This is a genomic window from Parasedimentitalea marina (genome assembly GCF_004006175.1).
Lineage (GTDB): Bacteria > Pseudomonadota > Alphaproteobacteria > Rhodobacterales > Rhodobacteraceae > Parasedimentitalea > Parasedimentitalea marina.
In genome coordinates, this window is record NZ_CP033220.1 from 94,454 (window position 1) to 115,823 (window position 21,370).

A 21,370-nucleotide genomic window follows, 5' to 3' on the forward strand; every position below is an offset into this window, starting at 1 on the left:
CCAATGCACAAGGTCGGGATCTGTGACCCCGCTAGAGCCAGCTGTCCGGGATCTGGTAGCCTTCGGCGCGGATTTCAGTCTTAATCCGATCAACATCTTTCGCCACCAGCTCTGTAAAGAACTCGGGCATCGACCGTTTCACGCCTTCGGTAGGGCGGGCATCCAGCTGCTTCTGCGGATAATTGAAATGCTCGACCCCGAGGAAATCCTCAATACCTTTCAGCATACCACGCTGATCAGCGTGAATATCTTCGTAAAAGATCACTTTGACATTTTCGGCAGGCAATTGCGGCTTCAGGTTCCGCAACACGCGGCCGTATTCTGCATTGTCCCAGATATGAGGTTGACGCATGAATTTCTCAAATTCCCGCGGCCCCCATGTCTCCAGCTTGTCAGTGCGGCCGGTCATTTGAAGATGGAATTTTGTATGGCTCCACAGTCGTTTGACCGGGTCACGCATGGTATAAAGAACCCGCAGATTGTCACATTGCGCCGCAATCTGGCCCCAGGCTTCTGGGGGGAGATGCGCATTCAGATTTGAAAATTCGCAGGCCCAGGTTTGATGCGGCCGCATATGGAACAGGTTGCGGAACCAGAAGTCATCAACAGGCCGGTTGAGATAGGAACTGACCCAATGGAGGTTCTCCCGAACCCGGTCCACATTCGCCTTTTCAGGATTGAAGCGGAACATGTAGCGATCTTTGGCATTCGCCAAACGCTTTGGTTCGTTCAGGAACGTGGTATCTACGTATTTATGGTAAAAATAGTGGATTTCCTTTTCCAACGAAAAGTGAAGTTCGGGGTGACGATTCAATACGGAATAAAGCCAAGTTGTACCGGCCTTCATCGCCCCTATGCTCAAGAATAGGTTTCCAAATAACTTATGTGAAGACATTTAAGTATCCGTTTGTGTCTGCTGAAACTGGCCTAGCCTGTCTGTTCCAAAAGGTAAAGTCTCGGAGGAGTTGAGTAGAGACCGCCCCGGGAAGAGTGTCCTGCCTGACAGCCGATCGCGCGGATCTCTCCTTCGTCACCGGCTGTCAACAGGGCTGCGGTGATCTTACAGCCAGCTTAAACCGCTGGCCCCATCGCCATAAATGACGTCATTTCCCGCACCGCCATAGAGACTGTCATCTCCGTCACCGCCCACAATGATATCCGCGCCACTGCCACCGTATATAGTATCCGCACCACTGCGGCCTGAGAGACGGTCATCGCCGCCTGCCCCATCCAGAAAGTCCCCTTCGATACTGCCAATCAGCAGGTCAGGGCCGCTACCGCCCACCAGATGGCCACTCCCCGGCTCAATGGGCGTTGGCGTTACCCGGTCCAGGAAAAGGGCGAATTGAGCGGGCCCGAAATCCGAAGCATCCAGAGAGCTGCCATCCAGGCTGCGGATCTCAAAGACTTCGCCATGATAGATCAGTTCAGCGCCCCAAGACCGGCTGAAGACCTGTAAGTCCTGCAGATCCCAACTGCCCTCGAATTCACTCAGATCCAACCTGTCACGGGTTATGTCAAAATCCGTGACCACATCCCTTTCTCCATCGGCGACAAAGGCAAAGACATCTGCACCTGCACCGCCGGACAGGAAATCGACCCCTCCCCCGTCCCGCAGGATATCGTCGCCGGCGCCACCAATTAATGTGTCATTCCCCTCAAGCCCAAACAAGACATCCGCGTCTTCGCCCCCCGTCAGGGCAGAACCCGCCTGTGACGCGGTCATCTGCATACCCTGCCCGGACAAATCCGCCGAAAACTCCATCAGGTAGGGCGCGGTTTCCGTCGCAGCCCAGACCCGCAGCCCCTGCCCCGTCACCACCACCTCCAGCGCTGTAATCCCCCGCAAAGGTTGATCCAACGTTCCGGCAATACTGTCCAAATACCGCAAATGCCCATCTGGCATCAAAATGAGAAGGCTCAACCCCTGGTCGGCGCCGGCAGCAACCACATAGGTCGCCCCGCCATATTCTGCCGTTGCAATATGGGTCACCCCAGCAAAGCGGGTTTCCAGTGTATCCAGAACGTGATCCACCGGAGACAGCGCTCCGGTGGTGCTGTCCATCGCAAGAACCGTCAGCGACCCACTGCCCGACGCACCAACCACCACAAAGATACTGTCACCAACCGTCGCCACCGCCACCGCATCAGGATGCGAGAACCAGACCCCATCCTCCAGCCCGCTGCTCAGCTCCGCAGCGACGCTCAGGCTGCCCCCCGGCACCCCCGTAAGACTGACCAAAGTATTGTTGGGTCCAAAGGCGGCAACGGCAAACGTCCGGCCGCCCTGCTCTATCCAACTGAGCGCATCAACCTGCGCAGTCTGCAACTCGGAAGACAGCGCAATGGACGTCAGATGCGCCGCGCCTGCCCCGTCCAGGTTAAGCTGTGCCAGCCCCCCCGACCGGAACGCCACGAGACTGTTTCCAGCCCCGTCCCCCGCAGTCAGCAGAGAGACATCTGACAGGCTGGTAGAGGCGGTCTCAAAAGTGACAGGGGCGCCAAAAAGCGACCCGTTGCCCGGCGCCAGGAACGGCAACCCCAGCATCTGCTCTGCTGCCAGCCCTGCCAGCATAAGCTGACCACCCGGACCTTCGATCAAATCCGTTGTTTCCAGCTGAAGGTAGTGATCCGGAATACGCCAGCCGCCGCGCTCCTGCAGCGCGCCGCTGCCAGAGAGCAGCTCAAAGCCAACCACCCAGCCACCGCCCCGCGCCGCCGCGGTCAGAAATTCCTGATCCCCAACCTGAACGACGCATAAATCCGTCAGCCCAATGAGCATATCTTCGTCTGCAGCGCGAATGACACCCGCCGCCGTCCACAGTTCTCCCACCAAAACACCCCTTATTCTCACCAGAACGGAGCAAAACCCGCTCAAATCCACCGCGGACAAAGGTACAGGTCAAAAATTAACCTTTGGTTCCGGAATGGGGATAATTCCGCCCTGCCCGGGTTATTGTTTCCTGCATTTAATTAAAGACTGCGTGCGCTCTGGTTGGAGAACCGCAACCTATGCACCGTTTAATGCAAGCCCCTCGCTGCCGTTAACCGGAGTCTTGCTATGTCCGATACCTCCCCCGCCCTGTCCCTCCCTTTACTGATGCCGTCCCAGGCGCAAAAACATGTCACCCATAACGAGGCCCTGATGATCCTGGATATGGTGACCCAGCTTGCGGTGGCTGACCTGCCCCTGGCAGATCCACCGCCGACGCCCGCAACAGGTGCACGCTACATCATAGGCGCCGCGCCCACCGGGCACTGGGCCGGTCATGACAGCGAGATTGCGGTGTGGGATGGGATGATCTGGCGCTTTGTGATGCCGCAGCCTGGCTGGCGGGCAGATGTGTCCCCCACGGGGCAAAGCCTGCGCTTTGACGGCAGTGACTGGCAGACGGTCCTGCCGCAGTTGCAGAATTTGCCAGCTCTGGGAGTTGGAGCCACTGCAGATGCGAGCAATCCCTTGACTGTGGCCGCCGCTGCAACCCTGTTGACCCACACGGGCGCGGGCCATCAGCTGAAGCTCAACAAGTCTGGCGCCAGCGATACCACCAGCCTGCTGTTTCAAACCAGCTGGTCTGGACGCGCTGAAATGGGCACAACCGGAAGCGATGACTTTTCCATCAAGGTCAGCAGCGATGGCAGCAACTGGCAGGAGGCTCTGCATATCGCGGGCACCACAGGACAGGTCCACTTTCCTCAGGGCAGTCCAGATCTGCGGGACCGCCTGACCGCGCCCCGCACCTACTATGTGCGCCCAGACGGATCGGACACCAATACCGGGTTAAGCGACGCGGCCAGTGGCGCCTTTCTCACCCTGCAACATGCCGTTAATCAGGCTCTAAGTCTGGATAATGGTCTGCATGACGTCACTCTCCAGGTGGCCGATGGCAGCTATGGCGAGGATCTGGTCATTGCGGACCGGCTGCTTGGTTCCGGGCTTTGCAGCTTATCGGAGAGACCGCAGATCCAAGCCTCGTAAGCCTCAATCGGATCACCTGTCATAACGGTGCACGGGTCGCGCTGGCTGGGGTGACGTTGACCGGCGCGGATGCACTCAAAGTCGAAAGTGGCGCTGCGGTCACCTTGGCTGATATCCATTTTGAAGGCAGCGGTGCGGCACTGAGCCTTGAGAGCGCCGAAGTCTCCTGTGCAGATCAGGCGCTTGTCTTGGGCAGCAATCTGACAGCCCTGGCACATCTGCGCGGACATGCCCGGCTTTTGGCGGAAGATTGCACTTTCAGCCTGGGTCTGGGGGTGGCCTGGAACACCGGCGCGCTGGATTTGAGCGGCTTTTGTCACGCCGCGCTTACCGGCGCCAGTTTTACCGGCGATACTGCGGGCTGTACTGGCCCACGCTATGCCCTGGCCCAAAACGCCATCCTCGACAGTGGCGGGGCGGGCAGCAGTTCCCTTCCTGGCACCCTGGCCGGAACCACAGAAAGCGGTGGTCAATATCTCTGAGGTTTTGCGGCAAAAGCTTCCCGTGACAACCACGTCCCGGCTTGTTAAAGCGAAGCAGTATTCTAGACGGAGATTACTGTGGAAATTACACAGACCCCCCTGCCAGGCGTTCTATTGCTGGAACCCCGTCGTTTTGGCGATGCCCGTGGATTTTTCAGTGAAAGCTGGAACCGGAAAAACCTTGAAGGTCATGGCATCACTCTGGATTTTGTGCAGGACAATCACTCGATGTCGGCGCAGGTGGGCACCCTGCGTGGATTGCATTTCCAATCCCCGCCCCACGCCCAGGCAAAACTGGTGCGCTGCGGTCGCGGCCGGCTTTTTGATGTGGCGGTTGATATCCGCAAAGGCTCCCCCACCTATGGGCACTGGTTCGGCGCTGAGCTGAGCTTTGAGAACGGCTTACAGCTGCTGATCCCCGCAGGGTTCTTACACGGGTTCATTACCCGCGAGCCTGATACAGAAATCATCTATAAATGCACCGATTACTACGCCCCCGACTGCGATGGCGCGGTGGCCTGGGACAGTTGCGGTATCGACTGGGACTTTGAAGGCCCCCCCCTACTGAGCGAAAAAGATGCGGTGGCCACTGCGCTGGCCAACTTCGATAGCCCCTTCACCTGGGACGGAGAGATGGCATGAAAATCCTGGTAACTGGCGGTGCCGGCTTTATTGGCTCGGCGGTGGTCCGGCTGGCGATCGCCCGCGGCCATGAGGTGGTGAACCTGGATGCCCTGACCTATGCAGCCTGTTTGGATAATGTTTCGCAAGCCGCCCAAAGCCCCAATTATGCCTTTGTAGAGTCTGATATTCGGGATCGCAGCGCCCTGGACCGGGTCTTTTCTGCCCATGCACCGGATGTGGTGATGCATCTGGCCGCCGAAAGCCATGTGGACCGCTCCATTGATGGGCCGGGTGATTTTATCGAGACCAATATCACCGGCACTTTCAATATGCTGGAGGCTGCCAGAAAGTACTGGGTTGAGGCTGGCCGCCCGGCGGCCTTCCGCTTTCATCATATTTCGACAGATGAGGTCTACGGCTCGCTGCCAAATGATCCTGAGGTCTTGTTCACTGAAGACACCGCTTATGATCCGCGGTCGCCCTATTCCGCCAGCAAAGCCGCCTCTGACCATCTGGTGCGCGCCTGGGCCGAAACCTATGGGCTGCCGATCCTGCTGACCAATTGTTCCAACAATTATGGCCCCTTTCACTTTCCCGAAAAGCTGGTGCCGGTGGTGATCCTGAATGCGCTGGCGGGCAAGGACCTGCCGATCTATGGCGATGGCTCAAACATTCGCGACTGGCTTTATGTGGAAGATCACGCTGATGCGCTGCTGACGGTGCTGACCAGGGGGCACTGGGGCGCACCTATAACATTGGTGGCGAGAATGAGCGCACGAACCTCGAGTTGGTGCAGACCCTTTGTGCGATCCTCGATCAGAAACGCCCGCGCGATGATGGCACCTCTTACGCGGACCAGATCACCTATGTCACGGACCGCCCCGGTCATGATGCGCGCTATGCCATCGATCCCTCACGCATCCGGGACGAGCTGGGCTGGCGCCCCTCTGTCACGGTTGAGCAGGGCCTGGAGCGCACCGTGCAATGGTACCTGGACAACGAGACCTGGTGGCGCGCCCTGCAGGCCCGCGACGGGGTGGGACAGCGTCTGGGAACTGGCGGGTGATGACGACGGCCAGGCGAGCAATCATCGGACGAGCAATCATACAGCACCCTGCGCCCGAAGGGCGCCTGCGGTGCTGACCGCGCATCTGCCGTCAGGCTATGTGCTGGCCTATGGGATTGGTCGTGGCATTCCGCTTTTGATACCCGCCGCGCTGATCGGGGCCGTGCTGCCGGATCTGGATATGATCTGGTTTCACCTGGTCGATCAACGGGCCTTTCACCATCACCGTTATTGGGTGCACATTCCGCTGTTCTGGGCGATAGTGGCCGCTGTTATCCTGCCGGGGTTGGCCCTGTTTGCACGACGTTACCTGGCCACAGGCGGAATTTTTATAGCGGCGATCTTTCTGCATCTGGTGCTGGACAGTATTGGCGGCGGCATTATGTGGGCAGCGCCCTTCAATGATCACCTCTATGCACTGGTGACGGTGCCCCAACGCAGGCCCATTGGATACTGTCCTTTGTCCTGCATTGGACCTTTTGTTTGAGGTTGCAGTTTGGATTGCTGCCGTGTTGCTATGGCGCAAAAGGAGACAGATATGACAGTTTTGGTTTTGGAAAAACCGGTCAGGTGGCGCAGGAGCTGGCGGCGTTTGACGATGTGATCTGTCTGGACCGGGCGGCGGCGGATCTGTCTGATCCGGCCGCCTGTGCAGAGGTGATCCGGCAGGCCCAGCCGCAGGCTGTGATCAATGCCGCCGCTTACACCGCTGTAGACAAGGCAGAGGACGACGAAGCCGCTGCAACGATGATCAACGGGGATAGCCCTGGTGCCATGGCACAGGCCTGTGCTGATCTGGGCATTCCCTTTGTCGCTATCTCAACCGATTACGTATTTGATGGCAGCGGCACCACGGTCTGGCGGCCAGAAGACGCCACCGGTCCACTGGGGCCTATGGCCGCAGCAAGTTGAAAGGTGAACAGCGGATTGCGGCGGCAGGTGGCGCTTACGCCATCCTGCGTACCTCTTGGGTGGTCTCCGCCCATGGCAACAACTTTGTCAAAACCATGCTGCGGCTGGGCGCCGAACGCGATGCGCTTACCATTGTGGCGGATCAGATCGGTGCCCCCACCATGGCGCGCGACATTGCCGCCGCTTGCATCACCATGGCGCAGCAGTTGACCGCTGATCCATCCAAGGCCGGGATCTATCATTTCAGCGGCGCACCGCAGACCAACTGGGCCGATTTTGCCCGCGAAATTTTTGCGCAGGCCAATCTGAACTGCGCGGTCACCGATATTGCCAGCTCCGACTACCCCACCCCAGCGGCACGCCCCCTGAACTCCAGGCTGGATTGCACCACATTAGAGACTGTTTTGACATCCCGCAACCTGATTGGCGACGCGGGTTAAATGATATTTTGCAAGATTTAGGAGCCTGCACATGACGCAGCGAAAAGGTATTATTCTGGCCGGGGGATCCGGCACCCGGCTGTATCCGATCACTATGGGCGTCTCCAAGCAGTTGCTGCCGATCTATGACAAGCCGATGATCTATTACCCGATCTCGGTCCTGATGCTGGCCGGCATCCGCGAAATCTGCCTGATCACCACACCGCAAGACCAGGACCAGTTCAAGCGCACCCTGGGCGATGGCAGCCAATGGGGAATATCGCTGACTTATGTGGTGCAGCCCTCGCCCGATGGGCTGGCGCAGGCCTTTATCCTGGCTGAGGATTTTCTGAACGGGGCCGCCTCGGCGCTGGTGCTGGGCGATAATATTTTCTTTGGTCATGGCCTGCCGGACGTTCTGGCTGCTGCGGATAAACAAGTGTCCGGCGGCACGGTGTTTGGCTATCACGTGGCCGATCCGGAACGCTACGGTGTGGTAGATTTTGACGCCGAAGGCAAAGCGCGTGAGATCATCGAGAAACCCGAGGTGCCGCCGTCGAACTATGCGGTGACGGGTCTTTATTTCCTGGATGGTACCGCCCGGCGCGGGCGCGTCAGGTCAAACCCTCGCCGCGCGGCGAGTTAGAGATTACCGATTTGTTGCAGATGTACCTGGATGACGGCCAATTGCGGGTGGAGACCATGGGGCGCGGTTATGCCTGGTTGGACACTGGCACCCATGGCAGTCTGCTGGATGCAGGCAATTTCGTGCGCACCCTAGAGAAACGTCAGGGTCTGCAAACGGGGTGCCTTGAGGAAATTGCCTGGAGCCAAAACTGGATTGACGACGCTCAGCTGTCCGCGCGGGCAAAAATATTCTCCAAGAATGCCTATGGAGAATATCTGCAGGGACTTCTTCGCTAACGCCGGCCTGATCCTGTTTCCTCTCCGCCTCTGGACACGCGGCTTGCAAGACCCGTGCCAGGGCGGAACCATGGGGGAAACGTAAAGAGTTTAAGGGTGGCGTCAGTCCAGAGCGGCACCATGGACGCCAAAGCAGCGGGACCCGCTGCTAGCCCCTCAACTTATCGATAACCCGGCGCAGGGGGGCAGTCACTTTCCAGGAGCGACTGGTGCGCATCACATGCACCACATGCTCATGATACGCCCGCTCGGCGAGGGCCTGCTCCTCCAGGTCCCGAAGTTTTGCGCCGTGGCGGACTGCTCATCCTGGGCAGACTGAAGCGCCGCACGCAGATTTTCGGTCTGTTTCTCAGCCTCTGCCTGCTCGCTGCACAGGAGTGTGGCGAGCTGAGACAACTCCTGATATCGCGTCTGCAACTGTCCCAGCAGAGCGGCCTTTTCTGCCTCCCGCTGTACAAGTTCTTTTTCCATCTGATCACACCTGGCCTCGCGCTGGTGCAGTTTTTCCTCGAGAGTGGCAATGCGCGCGATTTGCTCCGCAGAGGGTTCCTCTTTCAAGCGCTTACACTCGGTCTCCAAAACAGCAATCTGAGCTTTGGCGGCGGCGATCTCGGTCCGCGTCTCCTCCAGCTCCCACTTACGCTGCTTCAGCGCGCTTTGAGCGGTCCCGAGATCCCCCAACAGCTGCCGTTTCTCGCTTTCGCTCTGTTCCAGGCCGCGAGAGGTATCTAACACTTTTTCCCGGTCCAAGACCGCAAGGGTCTGGAGCTTCGTATTAGCCGCTTCCATAGCTCGTTCCATTTCTTGAATAGCCCCGTGTTCCTGCTCTAACTGCTTGGACAAAGCGTTCCGGCTCTCTGTCACTTGCATCAGTTCTCTTTTGAGTTTTCCTGCCCGCTTCACCGCTTCTTTTCACGGGTTTCGGCAACGGCCACTGCCTGCTGGCCTTGATCGCTCACTTCGGCTTTTAGGTTGCGCGCTTCATTGCTGGTAAATGGCGCAAAGACAGGTCCGGTTCTGTCGAAATCACCTTTAACGCGATCCAGGATCTCATAATCGGCAGTGTCCTCACCTTCGGCGGCCCAGCGTTCCAAGACCGCATAGGTATCACTAACCCAGGTCGGCACAGACTGATTCCCCGCCAGATCATCCTGCTTTTCAAAATGCTTCAGATCGCGGCTCAAAAAGCTCTCAACCTCTTGTTGGCTGGCCTGTGAATGCCCCCGAAACACAAAGCCGAGCTCTTGTTCAGCTTTGGCGATCTCCCGGGGCCAGTCCTCGATGATCCTCTGAAAACTGGTAAAACACCGGCGCTCGCCTCTGGTGGCAATCTCAGCATCCAGAACATAGCGCAGCCAGATTATCAGGCCTGCTTCTGCGGAAGCCTTCTTGAGATTTGCTAATGACGCCGCCACTTCCAACGGATTGCGGTGCGTATACAATAAAGCTGGTGTACAACCTTCGGCCTCCAGCACCTTTTTCCAAAATGGATAAACCCGGCAAATGCGTGGATCCTTCATAACAAAGAAGGACGAGGACCCAAATTCGCCCCGCAAAACCTCCCGCGCTTGATCCTGGAACTGCTCTGCCTGCTTGGAATGTTCCCAATCGGCTGGAAAAGGCATCCAGTCCCGCCAGTCAATTCCAGCAGATTGCATCAAGGCGTTGTTCAATTCGTAAATGCGTCGGGATTCATAAAACCCCTTTTCGTTTGATGCGGTGGCAGGCATTTCGGTCGTAGGCAGGCTGCATCCCAATCGAGCTGCAATTCCAGAAAGCGCTGACGTTCCGGAGCGGTGCATTCCCATCACCATCAGAGCAAGCCGTTGGCCTGTCTCCTCACCTTCTGGTCTAAGAGACTCCATCACGTCAGCCACAGTTTTATTGGAATGCTTTGTACTGGAAGACAATTGGACGCCTCTGCTGAATAAGTGCCTGCACAGCAGGTATAATATGGAGCCCACTTTCTACGTGATCAGCCTCAAAAGTCCAGCTCTTCTCCACATGACGCAAAGGGCCCGCTCGGCTCATTTTTCCCTTAGCGACGCGCATGAATATCCTGACAGCGGATGGTATCCGTCGCCGCCGAGAGAACCGGCAATCTGCGCGTCTATCCGGTTGCGCCGCGTGCTCAACCGCCCTCAAATGTTTCGCGCGCGAAACATTTCTGGTGTTTAAGTCTTTTCCCCCATTGTGCCCCAGCCATGCTCCCTTCAAAATTGCTGCAAAAGTTCGGGCATTCAGACAAGGAAGATCTCATGCGCATTGCAATGATCGGCACAGGGTACGTCGGCTTGGTTTCAGGCATCTGTTTCTCAGATTTTGGCCATGACGTGATCTGTGTCGACAAGGACGCAGGCAAAATCGCTCGTTTGCGGGCAGGTGAGGTTCCAATCTATGAACCTGGTCTGGATCAGTTGATGGAAAAGAACGTTGCCGCCGGGCGCCTCAGTTTCACTGGCGATCTGACTGCGGCGGTGGCCGAAGCGGATGCCGTCTTCATCGCGGTCGGCACCCCTACCCGTCGTGGCGACGGTCACGCCGATCTCACCTATGTGATGGCCGCCGCCGAAGAGATCGCCGCCGCAATCACCAGTTACACCGTGGTGGTGACCAAATCCACTGTGCCATTGGGCACCAATAGGCAAGTTAAACAGGTCATCGCCAAGACCAACCCACAGGCCGATTTCGACGTTGCCTCAAACCCCGAATTCCTGCGCGAAGGCGCCGCCATTGACGACTTCATGAAACCCGACCGGGTGGTTGTCGGCGTGCAGAACGAGCGCGCCGCCGAGGTCATGAGTGATATCTACCGGCCCCTGTACCTGCGTGATTTTCCGATCCTCACCACCGATCTGGAAAGCGCCGAGATGATCAAATATGCGGCCAATGCGTTTCTCGCCACCAAGATCACCTTTATCAACGAGATCGCGGGCCTGTGTGAACGCACCGGCGCGGATGTCAAAGAAGTATCGCGCGGCATCGGGCTGGATGGGCGCATTGGCAACAAGTTCCTGCATGCGGGCCCGGGCTATGGCGGCTCGTGCTTTCCCAAGGACACCGCCGCGCTGGCCCGCATTGGCCAGGACCACGCCTATCCGATGCAGATCACCGAGACGGTGATCCGGGTCAATGACGAGGTCAAACAGCGCATGGTGGAAAAGCTGCGCGACGCCTGTGACGGCAGTTTTAATGGCAAGACCATTGCGGTGCTGGGCGTGACCTTCAAACCCAATACCGACGACATGCGGGATGCGCCCAGCCTGACCATCGTGCGCTGATCGGCGGCGGTGCCCGGGTGCGGGTGGTGGACCCTCAGGGCATGGCCGAAGGCGAGGCGCTGCTGCCCGGGGTAAAGTGGATGGACGATCCTTATCACGCCGTCCGCAATGCGGATCTGGTGGTGCTGCTGACCGAATGGAACGAGTTCCGCGCCCTGGATCTGAAAGTTCTGGCGCGCAAGATGACCAGCCCGCGGATGGTGGATCTGCGCAATATCTACAATGCCAAGGCGGCCAAACGGGGTGGGTTTGAATATTACACCGCTGTGGGACGCGACGAACGGGCCTCAAAATAATTTAACATAATATGTTTCGCGCGCGAAACATTTGAGCTCATCCGTCGGGCAGGGCAGGGGTAGTAGTTCGACCCTACAGTATAGATTAGAGATGGAGAAAGGCGCCAATAGGCGCCTTTTTTGTCGTTACACGTCGTCCCGGATCCTTGAGCTCAGCGCTGGCTTAGCCAGAGCCTTAAGGCCTGGATCAGGGTATCATCCACTCCTGCGCCGCTCAGCTCAATCCGGTGGCTGCCCGGCGTATAGCCCAGCCGCAATCCCGGTGCCACCTGGGTATTGATGCGCGTATCCTGGGCAGGCAGGGGGGTGCGGATCCGGGGAGCCGGGTCAACCGAAGTCTCATTTGGCTCCGCGATCTCAGACTCTGATTGCCGGGTTAGAGCCTCATCTTCCGCCGCAGTGACCGCCGCCGACAGGATCCGCAACTCGGCCACCGGGGTGTCACGCATGCCGGCCCGCAGGTGATTGATCAGGGTCTCGGTAAACTGTGGATCACGGGTGATTTCGCGCACCAGCGCCAGTCCCAGCTTTTCGTTGATCGCCACCGGAAACATCAGTACCGCATCCAGCGCCTCGACCAGGGCGATAAAGCTGCCAATCTTTGAGCGTTTGGCACGGGTGGCATTGGCAAATAATCCCTGCAGCGCCATTTTCTGGTTCGGATAGACCCCCTCGCGCAGGGCGCGCACCGCAATCCGGGCCCGTTCATAGTGGCTTAGATTGACCCGGATTTCGTTTTCTTCGACCATCGCCACATAGGCGTCCTGAGCCGTTTCGGGCTGGATCACCAGCGCCTTGATGCTGGCGAATTCAGACTCTGAAGTCTGTTCATAGAGCCGCCTAAGGGCGCAAAGCCGGCGCCAACCCGAGATCAAACCATGGGTCTTGCCATCGGGGCGGTCTGTCAGCGTCACCAGCTCGATCGGGGTCTGCTGGCCACGGGCGCGCAGTGACGCCATCAGTGCGCCCATCTCATCCTCGTCCTGTTCCAGCCGGTCGCGCACCAGATGGGTCTCGTCGATCTGTTCAAGGGCAATGCGTTCGATCAGCCGACCATCGGCGCGCGCAGTTTCCAGCACGGCGCTCAGCTCGCTTAACGCGGCCTGCGCTGCCGCATCACTGGCAACCTGGGCAATCGGCGCCGCGGTGGCCAGCGGCGCCCCAAGCGCCGATTTGCTTTCGGGGGCGCTGCTCAGATAGGTGGGCTGCGCCGGGGTCAGGCGTTTGCGTTTGGCCATGATTATCTCTCCTCAAGGGGCAAAGATCGCCGATCCTGTCCCAAATCCTTTATTAGAGCCTTACTCGGCCGCGCGTTGCTGATCCAATTCTGCCCGTCGCCAGATCCCCAGCAGTAAGCGTTTGAAGGCGGCATAGGTGGCGTCGAATGTTTCGCGGCCCCGGGCATAGGTCTCGCGGTTGAAATCGCGATAGTCGGCCTCGTAGATGCCATTGACCTGCTCGCCGGCCTGACCGATCAGCGCGGTGAAATCCTGCCGGTGCGGCGACAGAGTGCGGCCCAGATAGGCCTGCATCAGGGCCGCCAGCTCGCCCTGCTGGGCGCCGTCATAGCGGGTGATGACGGTGCGCACCGCCTCCCACTCAAATCCCATCTCGGGGCGGCCCAGGGCGCGGGCGGCCAGATTCTCGCCATCCTCGATGCTGGAGAAGGTCGAGTGCAGCATGTCAAAGAAGCGACCGGTGGAATCAAATTCGAGAAACGAGGCCCCCATGGGCACCAGCAGGATGTCAGCCGCCGACAGCCCGTTGATGGTCAGATACCCCAAGGCCGGCGGGGTATCGATGAAGACCAGATCGTACTCATTCAGCACCCCGTCCGCATCAAGGCGATCCGTCAGCGCATCCCAGAGTTTCCAGCCGCGCGCCGCCATCCGCCAGACCGGGATCTGGAACTCGGCCCAATAGAGGTTCAGCTGGGCGCCGATCAGATCAATATTGGGCCAATGGGTGCTTTGGATCACGTCCGCCGCGGTCATGTCCATCGCCGCACTCAGCGCCTCGTCCAGCGGTTGCGGTGCATCGCCACGATCCAGACGGCGCTGGTTCTCCAGCCGCAGATGCTCGCCATAGTGGCGCGCCAGCAGCGGAAAGGCGGTCTGCCATTCGTCGTCGACCTTGCCCCCGAAGATCGAGGTCATCGAGCCCTGACTGTCGAGATCAATCACCAGCACCTTGTAGCCGTCCAGCGCCGCCGACATCGCCAGATGCGCGGCCGTTGAGGTCTTGCCAACGCCGCCTTTGAAATTGGCCACAGCGACAATTTTGGCAGGCAGGCCTTTGGGCCGGTAGGGCAGGTAATCTTTCGCTTTGCTGCCCTGGGCGCCAAAGAACGCCCGCAACTTCAGAACCTCATCCAGCGAGAACCACTTGGCGCCGCCTTCGGTTTCGGCCTGACCCTGGGGCAGCTCCGGATTGGCCTTCAGCACCCGGCGAAAATGGGCGCTGGCTACGGGGATCAGGTAACGGGTGATTTCCCAGGTTGAGAATTGGCGCAGCTGTTTGCGGCCCGCCTCGTCGATGCCACGGCTGGACAGATCATCCCGGCCCCGGGCGCAGGCGGCAGCAATTTCAGCAAAGCCATGGGTGTCGGTTGAAGCATCCAGTTCAGCCATGGCCGCATCGGGGTCGATGTTGAAATAGGGGGGCAGCATGGGTGCTGCCTTGTGGGTATCTCTTGCCATAATGCCTTGCCCGCCTGGGTTATCTTTTCGCCGATCCTGGGGTCACGGATGTAAACCTGCCCCCTGAGATCGATGAATATGCTGTCTTTTTGACTGAATAACAGAAAAGGCGGCACATGGGAATATTCAGCAGACCCCTTTTTCTTTTCTATGAAAATCAGAGGCCTAAAAGACAGGTGTGCGGCAGATTTTGGGCGCTGAACAATTTTCTGCTCTGTTATTTATGAGTTATATAATAGTTAAGGGACAAGCACTGTCCTCGCAAAGCCTTTTTTTATTGATCATGCGGGGTGTTTTTTGGGTGTGGGTGACTCTGAAACCCCGATCAAATGACTCTGATCCCCCGAAACAGTGATTCCGGAACCCCGTTGCGAGGGGTTGTGGATAACTCTAGGGTGAGTGTATTCAAAACCACGAAAACGAGTCACCTGGGAAAGCTGCGATACGCCGCGCATAAACCGGGGACCAGCAACGGGCAGAAGAACAATGGCAGCAGCGCTGACAGCGGGAGGGGAGCCAGCTGAAGGGCAGGGGGATTTCTTCCTGTGTGATATTTTGGGGGCGATTCCCAAAATGATCTGGTCTCGATGGAGCACCCGTTGTTTTCCCTGTCGACCCGGCCAGACCGGCGTATTTTAAATTACCAGCATAATGGCGCTGAGATTACTGTGGTGCCCTCGGTCAAGGGTCTGGCGACGATCCACGACAAGGATATCCTGATCTTTTGTATCAGTCAGCTGATGGCGGCGTTGAATGCGGGGCGCCAGGTCAGTCGTACGCTGCATCTGAAAGCGCATGATTTGTTGCTGGCCACCAACCGCGAGACCAGCGGCGATGCCTACCGTCGGCTGCGCGAAAGTTTTGAGCGTCTTGTCGGCACCCGGATTACCACCAATATCGTCACTGGCGGGCAAGAGGTGACCACGGGGTTTGGTCTTATCGAAAGCTGGGAGATCATCCGCAAGGCCAAAGGCGGCCGTATGGTCAATGTGACTGTGACGCTGTCGGACTGGCTGTTTCGGGCGGTGCTGTCGAAGTCGGTCCTGACGCTCAACCGGGACTATTTTCGCCTGCGTAAACCGCTGGAGCGGCGGGTCTATGAGTTGGCGCGCAAGCATTGCGGACGGCAGGACAGCTGGCAAATTTCGGTGGAAACCCTGTTGAAGAAATCGGGCTCCGCCTCTCCACGCCGGGTTTTTCGCAAGATGATCCGCGACATGATCACAGCACAGCCCCTGCCGGATTACGCACTGGAAGAATTGCCCGGTGATCTGATCCGCTTTAGCCAGAAACATATGGTCACCGAAGTGGGCAGTGCCAATGCGCCGGTCCTGAAGTCGGTGACGCTGGAGCACGCCCGTGAGATGCTGCCGGGTGTGGATGTCTATGCACTGGAGGCCGAGTGGCGTGCGATGTGGGCGCGTTCGGGCAGTCCGCGTCTGCGCCAGGCAGATGCTGCTTTCCTGGGCTGGGTCAAAAAACGCAGCGCTGATTAGGCCTGCTTTTCCGGTTTGTTTCCCCCTTAACGATCGCTTCCGGGACGGGCTGAGGGTCATTGTGGTGACGGGCTTATCCTTGGGGAAAACAGGCTCTGATATTGGGGTATCGCCGGTGCCACCCCTGATAGAGGCGCCGAAAAAGGGCATCCCGTTGGCTTACATCTGAATGCGTTTTGCGGCAGGCACCAGGGCGTTGATCTGGGCGATGTGTTCGGGCAGGCAGCGGCTCAGGAAATCATAGGTCTCCCCCACATGGGCGCGCGCATTGGGGCCGAGATGCGCATAGGTGCCGGGGTTTTCCAACACATCCACGACCTGGCTTGCCAGCGCCTGGACATCAAAGAAATCCACCAGCATGCCAGTCTCGCCATGGGTCACCGCCTCGCGCACCGGGGCGACATCAGCCGCCACCACCGTGGCCTGCATCGACATCGCTTCCAGCAGCGACCAGCTGAGCACAAAGGGCATGGTCAAATAGATATGACAGCGGCTGATGCGGATGATGCGGCAAAGATCATCATAGGGCACCTTGCCGAGAAAATGCACCCGGTTCCAGTCGACGCTGTCGCCCAGCTCTTCCTCCATCTCCCCACGCAATCCATTGGTGTGTTTGCTTTCGGGGCCATAAGAGGTTTCATTGCCGCCGATCATCAGCACCCGCGCTTTGGGTCGGTCCTTTAGGATTTGGGGCAGGGCGCGCATCATGATGTGAAAGCCGCGGGCCCGTTCCATATTGCGGGCCACATAGGTCACCACCTCGTCGGCGCGGGTCAAGGGGTGCTCCAGTCGCCCCAGTCCTATCCAGGCCTTGGGGTCGGGCAAAAGCCGATCGGTGCGAATACCATCATGGCAGGTATACATGCGATCATGGAACGAGGTCGGAAACCGGTCGCGCTGCCAATAAGTCGGCACATGGCCGAGATCGACACTTTCGATACTGGCGTAAGGCACTGTGTTGCGGGCCTTGGCAAAAAAGCCGGCCTGATCATTGGATGGGCTGTCCGGGTCAAAGCCCACCAGCCCGCCAGTGGTGTTATAGAAATACTCAAAGAAGCCGATCACCGGCACATCCGGCCAGATCTCTTTTACAAACAGCAGCTCTCCCCAGCCAGTATGGCCAATGACGATATCTGGCTTGAAGCCATCACTTTTCTCGAAGGAGCGCAGCGCCATGGCGGCTCCCAGACCTGCCCCGGCCGCGTCCTCCCAATCCTTGGAGAGCCCGTAAGAGTCTTTGCTGGCCTGATGATGCACCCGGTACGTGACGGTTTTCACGCCTTTGATCTGTATATTCGGGCGCTGGGTCAGAAAGACCAGCTCATGACCGCCCTGTGCCGCCAGCCAGGTGAGGATCTCGCGGTATTGACCGGGCATATTCTGATGGACAAAAAGGAGTTTCATAAATGCGTCCTGTCATCTGTCTGCTTGGAAATACCCTATGCATGCCGGGGGAACCGGGTCTGCGCAAGTGGGGAGTTTTTGGCAGGACTGTGTCTTATCTGCCGGGGATGGGCCCGGTTCGAGAAACGCGCAGAAAACCGTGCGCTTTGATGCAAACTTCTCTAATGTGCATGCAACAGGCAAACGGTGCAGCATTATTTGCCCACCGGTCCAGCGATATAACGATAAGAGAGCAGATCCATGAATACCTCGGCAGTGTTGCAGCACAATAAGCTGAAGCCAGCGCGATCCTTTCGTGTTTGGGGCTGTAATGTGATTTTACCTGCTCTCTTGCTGTTGCTGGTCTGGCCTTTTTCTCTGTTCGCTCAGGTTACGCTGAACCTGCGCGATGCCGATCTGCGCAGTTTTGTCGAAATCGTCTCAGAGGCAACGGGGCGCAGTTTTGTCTTGGATCCTGCGGTCCGGGGAACTGTAACCGTGCTGGCACCGGACACAATGTCGCCGGAGGACCTCTATGAGGTGTTCCTCTCTGTGCTGGAACTGAATCGGCTGACCATTATTGATGGGGTGGGGGCGGATCGGGTTGTGCCGATGAATGCCGCCCGTGAGCTGGCTCCAGGTGGCGGTCAACCACTGCCGGGTGGCTTTGAGACCCGGGTGATTTCGGTGCGTCATATCTCTTTGCAAGAGGTGGTTGAGGTGGTGCGTCCGCTGTTGCCCGCTGAGGCGGTGATTACACCCGTGCGGGGCGCCAAGCGGTTGATACTGTCGGACCGGGGGGCCAATCTCGACCGTATTTCTGATCTGATCAAGCGGCTGGATCAACCCCGCAGGTCAGATCCGGTGGAAATCATCCGGTTGCAGAATGCCTCGGCCTCGGATGTGATGCAGGTGGTGCAGGCCATGGATCTGATCCAGGACGGGGCAGCCATCAGTATCGACCGGCGTTCGAATGCCTTGGTGCTCTCGGGGCCCGAAGCGCTGCGTCACCGGGTGCGGGTGCTGGTGTCCGAGCTCGACACCCAGCGTGATACAGTGGTCGCGCGCACCATCGGGTTGAACTATGCAGATGCGGCTTCGATTGCGGATGTGGTGTTGCGCACGCTGAATGCCGAGGGCGGGGGCAATGTGCGGGCTCCTGTACGCATCGTGCCAGAACCACAGACCAACTCGCTTTTGGTCTCGGCCCCGCGAGAGCGGATAGACGAGATCGTACAGATGGTGCGCTATCTGGATCGGCGCCCGACCCAGGTTCTGGTCGAGGCGATCATTTTTGAGATATCGGTTGAAGGTCTGCGCGATCTCTCGGTGCAATTTGGGGCGGTGCTGAATAATGCGCTGGTAGGGGGCGCGCAGTTTTCCCTGCCAGGGCGCACCAGTCTGATCAATCTGATGTCCGCGCTCAGCAGTGGCGAGACCGCCGATCTTGGCAATGGAGGGTTTCTGGGCGGTGGCCGTTACAACGAAAGTGACGGCGACGGGCTGGTGGGGCTTTTGACGGCGATCAATTCGGTGAGTTCCACCCGGCTTTTGTCGACCCCCTCAATTTTGACGCTGAACAATCAGGAAGCTGAGATCGTGGTTGCGCAGAATGTGCCTTTTGTCACCGGCAGCTTTTCCACCGTCAGCGGTGGCACCGCAGTTGAAAACCCCTTTCAAACCATTGAGCGCCTGGATGTGGGTCTGACACTGAATGTCACGCCGCAGATCAATGCGGACCGCACCGTACGCCTGCTGATCAAGCAGGAGGTTTCGAACCTCACCAATAGTACTGCGTCTTCGGGCGGTGAAATCACCACACGGCGTGCGATCTCGACCACCGCGCTGGTGCGAGACGGAGCGGTCATCATGTTGGGTGGCCTGTTGGAAAATGGCTCAGGGGCGGTCAGTCAAAAGGTCCCCGGACTGGCAGAGCTCCCTCTTCTGGGCAACCTGTTTCGCGGCAAGAATGCCACCGGTCGGCAGCGGGTGCTTTTGGTGCTTCTGCGTCCGCAGGTGGTGTCATCAGACGCTGAGGCCGCCCGCATTACCCGACAGTTGTCACGCAAAGCGCGGGACGTCAGCGCCTCTATTGCGCCCGTGGATGATGGAAGATACCCCAGAACCCAGCTGGGCTATCTTCCCTTTGACGGGGCCGATCTAAACCAACCGTTTGATGCTGGATTCATTGATGATGTCGCGCAAAGCCGAAACTACCCCCCTCTCCCCAGTCGGCTCCGCTTCAACGCAGGCAACTGATCCTGACGCTGCAGACCTTCGGCTGCCCTTTGTTTTTGCCCAGAGCCAGCAGGTGGTTCTGGAGGGGGAGAAATTGACAGCAGGCCCTGACGCTACTCAGCTCGGGCTGCGTGAAGCGCAGCGGCGATTGGGGGCAAACAGGGCTGTCAGCGTGGTGCGGGCCGACCGGATGGGGTTTGAGACCGCCTTGGCCCGGGCCTATCAGTCGGGCGCTGTTGCTGAGGCCGGAGTGGCGGGCGAAATCAGCTTTGATCTTGAGGAAGCGGCCTTTTCCCGCCGTCAGCGCGATCTGCTGGATGAGCCGGGAGATGCGCCGGTCATTCAACTGGTGAACCGGCTCCTGCGGCAGGCCGTGCAGAGCAGTGCATCGGATCTGCATATCGAACCTCATGAAGGCGGTCTGCGGGTGCGCATGCGTATTGACGGGGTGTTGCAGGAAGTGATGGACCGCGCCGATGTGCCGGTGCGCCGGATCGTGTCGCGGCTCAAAGTCATGGCCGGGCTGGATATCGCGGAAACCCGGCTGCCGCAGGACGGGCGCATCCCGCTGTCGCTGGGCGGAAAAGGGATCGACACCCGGGTCAGCTCGCTGCCAGGTCACTATGGCGAGCGGGTTGTGCTGCGGATTCTTGACCGCAGTGCCGGGCTGATGCCGCTGGACCGGCTGGGCCTGTCAGCGGTGCAAGAGACCCAGTTGCGGCGCCTTGCTGATTTTCCTGATGGGATCATTCTGGCCACCGGCCCGACCGGCGCCGGGAAGACGACGACACTTTATTCGCTGTTGCAGCTCTCTGATCGGGATGAGCGTAATGTGGTGACGGTGGAAGATCCGATCGAGTATGATTTGCCCGGGGTATCGCAAAGCCAGATCAATGCAGCCATCGGTATGAGCTTTGCTGCTGGGTTGCGTGCCATTCTGCGCCAGGATCCGGATGTGATCCTGGTGGGCGAAGTGCGCGATGGTGAGACGGCCAGCACCGCGGCTCAGGCGGCGCTGACCGGGCACCTGGTGTTTTCCTCGCTGCATGCCAACAGCTCGGCAGGGGCCGTGGTACGGTTGCGTGATCTCGGGCTTGATGACTTTCTGATTGCGGCAACGCTGCGGGGGTGATCGCGCAGCGGCTGCTGCGCAGGCTGTGCCTGCAGTGCCGCAGCTCTCATGCGCCAGCTCCGGATGAGGCGGCGCATTTTCTGCGGTGTGGGATGAGCCCCCGCAGCAGCTGTTTCGCGCCACGGGATGCAGCGCCTGTCAGGGTCTGGGCACAGCGGTCGGCTGGGGATTTTGAGATCACCAGGATCACCCCGGAGCTGCGCGGAGCGATTGATGCAGGGGTTAGTGAAACCGCCCTGAAGGAGCTGGCGCTGGCTCCGGAGGAAACCCTGACGGGTCAGGGGTTGGCGGCGGTGGCGGCGGGCACCGTCAGTCTCGAAGAGGTGCTGCGGGTTGCGGGAGATATGGCATGAGGGCCTACCGCTATACTGCCTTTACAGCCCAGGGTCGCCGCCGCACTGGTTCGGTTGTGGCCGAAACGGAAAGAGATGCGGCCGTG

The 21,370-nt window shown here is 58.8% G+C and carries 12 protein-coding genes and 6 pseudogenes; 11 read left to right on the forward strand and 7 right to left on the reverse strand.

Annotated features, from left to right (window positions below; all coding sequences use genetic code 11):
* Positions 1-31 precede the first annotated feature (31 nt).
* Positions 32-847, reverse strand: coding sequence for a sulfotransferase (locus EBB79_RS21755; RefSeq protein WP_238705106.1), 816 nt, complete (start codon positions 845-847; stop codon positions 32-34).
* Positions 848-1,060: 213 nt separating this feature from the next.
* Positions 1,061-2,833 (reverse strand): calcium-binding protein, encoded by a 1,773-nt coding sequence (locus EBB79_RS21760; RefSeq protein WP_127751154.1) that lies wholly within the window; start codon positions 2,831-2,833, stop codon positions 1,061-1,063.
* 228 nt (positions 2,834-3,061) lie between these two features.
* Here EBB79_RS21760 and EBB79_RS21765 point away from each other — a divergent pair, with 228 nt between their 5' ends.
* From EBB79_RS21765 to rfbA, 7 genes and pseudogenes are all read left to right on the forward strand, one after another.
* Positions 3,062-3,979: a DUF2793 domain-containing protein gene (locus EBB79_RS21765; protein WP_127751155.1), complete on the forward strand. Its 918-nt coding sequence runs from the start codon at positions 3,062-3,064 to the stop codon at positions 3,977-3,979.
* A complete protein-coding gene (locus EBB79_RS21770; RefSeq protein ID WP_127751156.1) occupies positions 3,940-4,461 on the forward strand; it encodes a hypothetical protein in 522 nt (173 codons plus the stop codon). The genes EBB79_RS21765 and EBB79_RS21770 overlap by 40 nt, the downstream gene beginning before the upstream one ends.
* 78 nt (positions 4,462-4,539) lie before the next feature.
* On the forward strand, positions 4,540-5,103 hold the full coding sequence (rfbC, locus tag EBB79_RS21775) for a dTDP-4-dehydrorhamnose 3,5-epimerase (protein WP_127751157.1): 564 nt from the start codon (positions 4,540-4,542) through the stop codon (positions 5,101-5,103).
* Positions 5,100-6,151, forward strand: a pseudogene (gene rfbB / locus EBB79_RS21780) (dTDP-glucose 4,6-dehydratase). Before rfbC ends, rfbB begins: the two are co-directional and overlap by 4 nt.
* A gap of 70 nt (positions 6,152-6,221) precedes the next feature.
* Entirely contained in the window at positions 6,222-6,638 is a 417-nt protein-coding gene (locus EBB79_RS24555; RefSeq protein WP_164860879.1) for a metal-dependent hydrolase, read from the forward strand.
* A gap of 17 nt (positions 6,639-6,655) precedes the next feature.
* Positions 6,656-7,538: pseudogene (rfbD, locus tag EBB79_RS21790) on the forward strand (dTDP-4-dehydrorhamnose reductase).
* A pseudogene (rfbA, locus tag EBB79_RS21795) lies at positions 7,535-8,406 on the forward strand (glucose-1-phosphate thymidylyltransferase RfbA). The pseudogenes rfbD and rfbA overlap by 4 nt, the downstream one beginning before the upstream one ends.
* Before the next feature lie 216 nt (positions 8,407-8,622).
* Here rfbA and EBB79_RS21800 read toward each other — a convergent pair.
* Positions 8,623-9,276, reverse strand: a complete 654-nt coding sequence (locus tag EBB79_RS21800) for a hypothetical protein (protein ID WP_127751159.1) — start codon at positions 9,274-9,276, stop codon at positions 8,623-8,625.
* 29 nt (positions 9,277-9,305) lie between these two features.
* The gene (locus tag EBB79_RS21805) at positions 9,306-10,271 is read right to left on the reverse strand and encodes a sulfotransferase family protein (protein ID WP_127751160.1); all 966 of its coding nucleotides are present in this window, start codon (positions 10,269-10,271) and stop codon (positions 9,306-9,308) included.
* Positions 10,272-10,664: 393 nt separating this feature from the next.
* Here EBB79_RS21805 and EBB79_RS21810 point away from each other — a divergent pair.
* Positions 10,665-11,983, forward strand: a pseudogene (locus EBB79_RS21810) (UDP-glucose dehydrogenase family protein).
* Positions 11,984-12,135: 152 nt separating this feature from the next.
* Here EBB79_RS21810 and EBB79_RS21815 read toward each other — a convergent pair.
* A complete protein-coding gene (locus tag EBB79_RS21815; RefSeq protein ID WP_127751161.1) occupies positions 12,136-13,221 on the reverse strand; it encodes a ParB/RepB/Spo0J family partition protein in 1,086 nt (361 codons plus the stop codon).
* A 60-nt stretch (positions 13,222-13,281) separates the two neighbouring features.
* A complete protein-coding gene (locus EBB79_RS21820; protein WP_127751162.1) occupies positions 13,282-14,682 on the reverse strand; it encodes an AAA family ATPase in 1,401 nt (466 codons plus the stop codon).
* Positions 14,683-15,168: 486 nt separating this feature from the next.
* Between EBB79_RS21820 and EBB79_RS21825 the strand changes: the two are divergent.
* A pseudogene (locus EBB79_RS21825) lies at positions 15,169-16,178 on the forward strand (replication initiator protein A).
* A gap of 159 nt (positions 16,179-16,337) precedes the next feature.
* On the opposite strand, the gene EBB79_RS21830 reads toward EBB79_RS21825, so the two are convergent.
* Complete coding sequence (locus EBB79_RS21830; protein ID WP_127751163.1) at positions 16,338-17,582, reverse strand: glycosyltransferase family 4 protein; 1,245 nt, start codon at positions 17,580-17,582, stop codon at positions 16,338-16,340.
* Between the two features lie 240 nt (positions 17,583-17,822).
* Between EBB79_RS21830 and gspD the strand changes: the two genes are divergently transcribed.
* Positions 17,823-19,820 carry a type II secretion system secretin GspD gene (gene gspD, locus EBB79_RS21835; RefSeq protein ID WP_127751164.1) on the forward strand — a complete coding sequence of 666 codons (1,998 nt, stop codon included), beginning with the start codon at positions 17,823-17,825 and terminating at the stop codon, positions 19,818-19,820.
* Between the two features lie 169 nt (positions 19,821-19,989).
* Positions 19,990-21,284, forward strand: a pseudogene (locus EBB79_RS21840) (GspE/PulE family protein).
* Positions 21,285-21,370 lie beyond the last annotated feature (86 nt).

Bases quoted from the DNA above. Each gene is read 5' to 3' on its own strand.
- EBB79_RS21830 (WP_127751163.1), bottom strand. From the start codon at position 17,582: ATGAAACTCCTTTTTGTCCATCAGAATATGCCCGGTCAATACCGCGAG.
- EBB79_RS21805 (WP_127751160.1), bottom strand. From the start codon at position 10,271: ATGGAGTCTCTTAGACCAGAAGGTGAGGAGACAGGCCAACGGCTTGCT.
- gspD (WP_127751164.1), top strand. From the start codon at position 17,823: ATGAATACCTCGGCAGTGTTGCAGCACAATAAGCTGAAGCCAGCGCGA.
- EBB79_RS21820 (WP_127751162.1), bottom strand. From the start codon at position 14,682: ATGGCAAGAGATACCCACAAGGCAGCACCCATGCTGCCCCCCTATTTC.
- EBB79_RS21765 (WP_127751155.1), top strand. From the start codon at position 3,062: ATGTCCGATACCTCCCCCGCCCTGTCCCTCCCTTTACTGATGCCGTCC.
- EBB79_RS21800 (WP_127751159.1), bottom strand. From the start codon at position 9,276: ATGCAAGTGACAGAGAGCCGGAACGCTTTGTCCAAGCAGTTAGAGCAG.
- EBB79_RS21755 (WP_238705106.1), bottom strand. From the start codon at position 847: ATGAAGGCCGGTACAACTTGGCTTTATTCCGTATTGAATCGTCACCCC.
- EBB79_RS21815 (WP_127751161.1), bottom strand. From the start codon at position 13,221: ATGGCCAAACGCAAACGCCTGACCCCGGCGCAGCCCACCTATCTGAGC.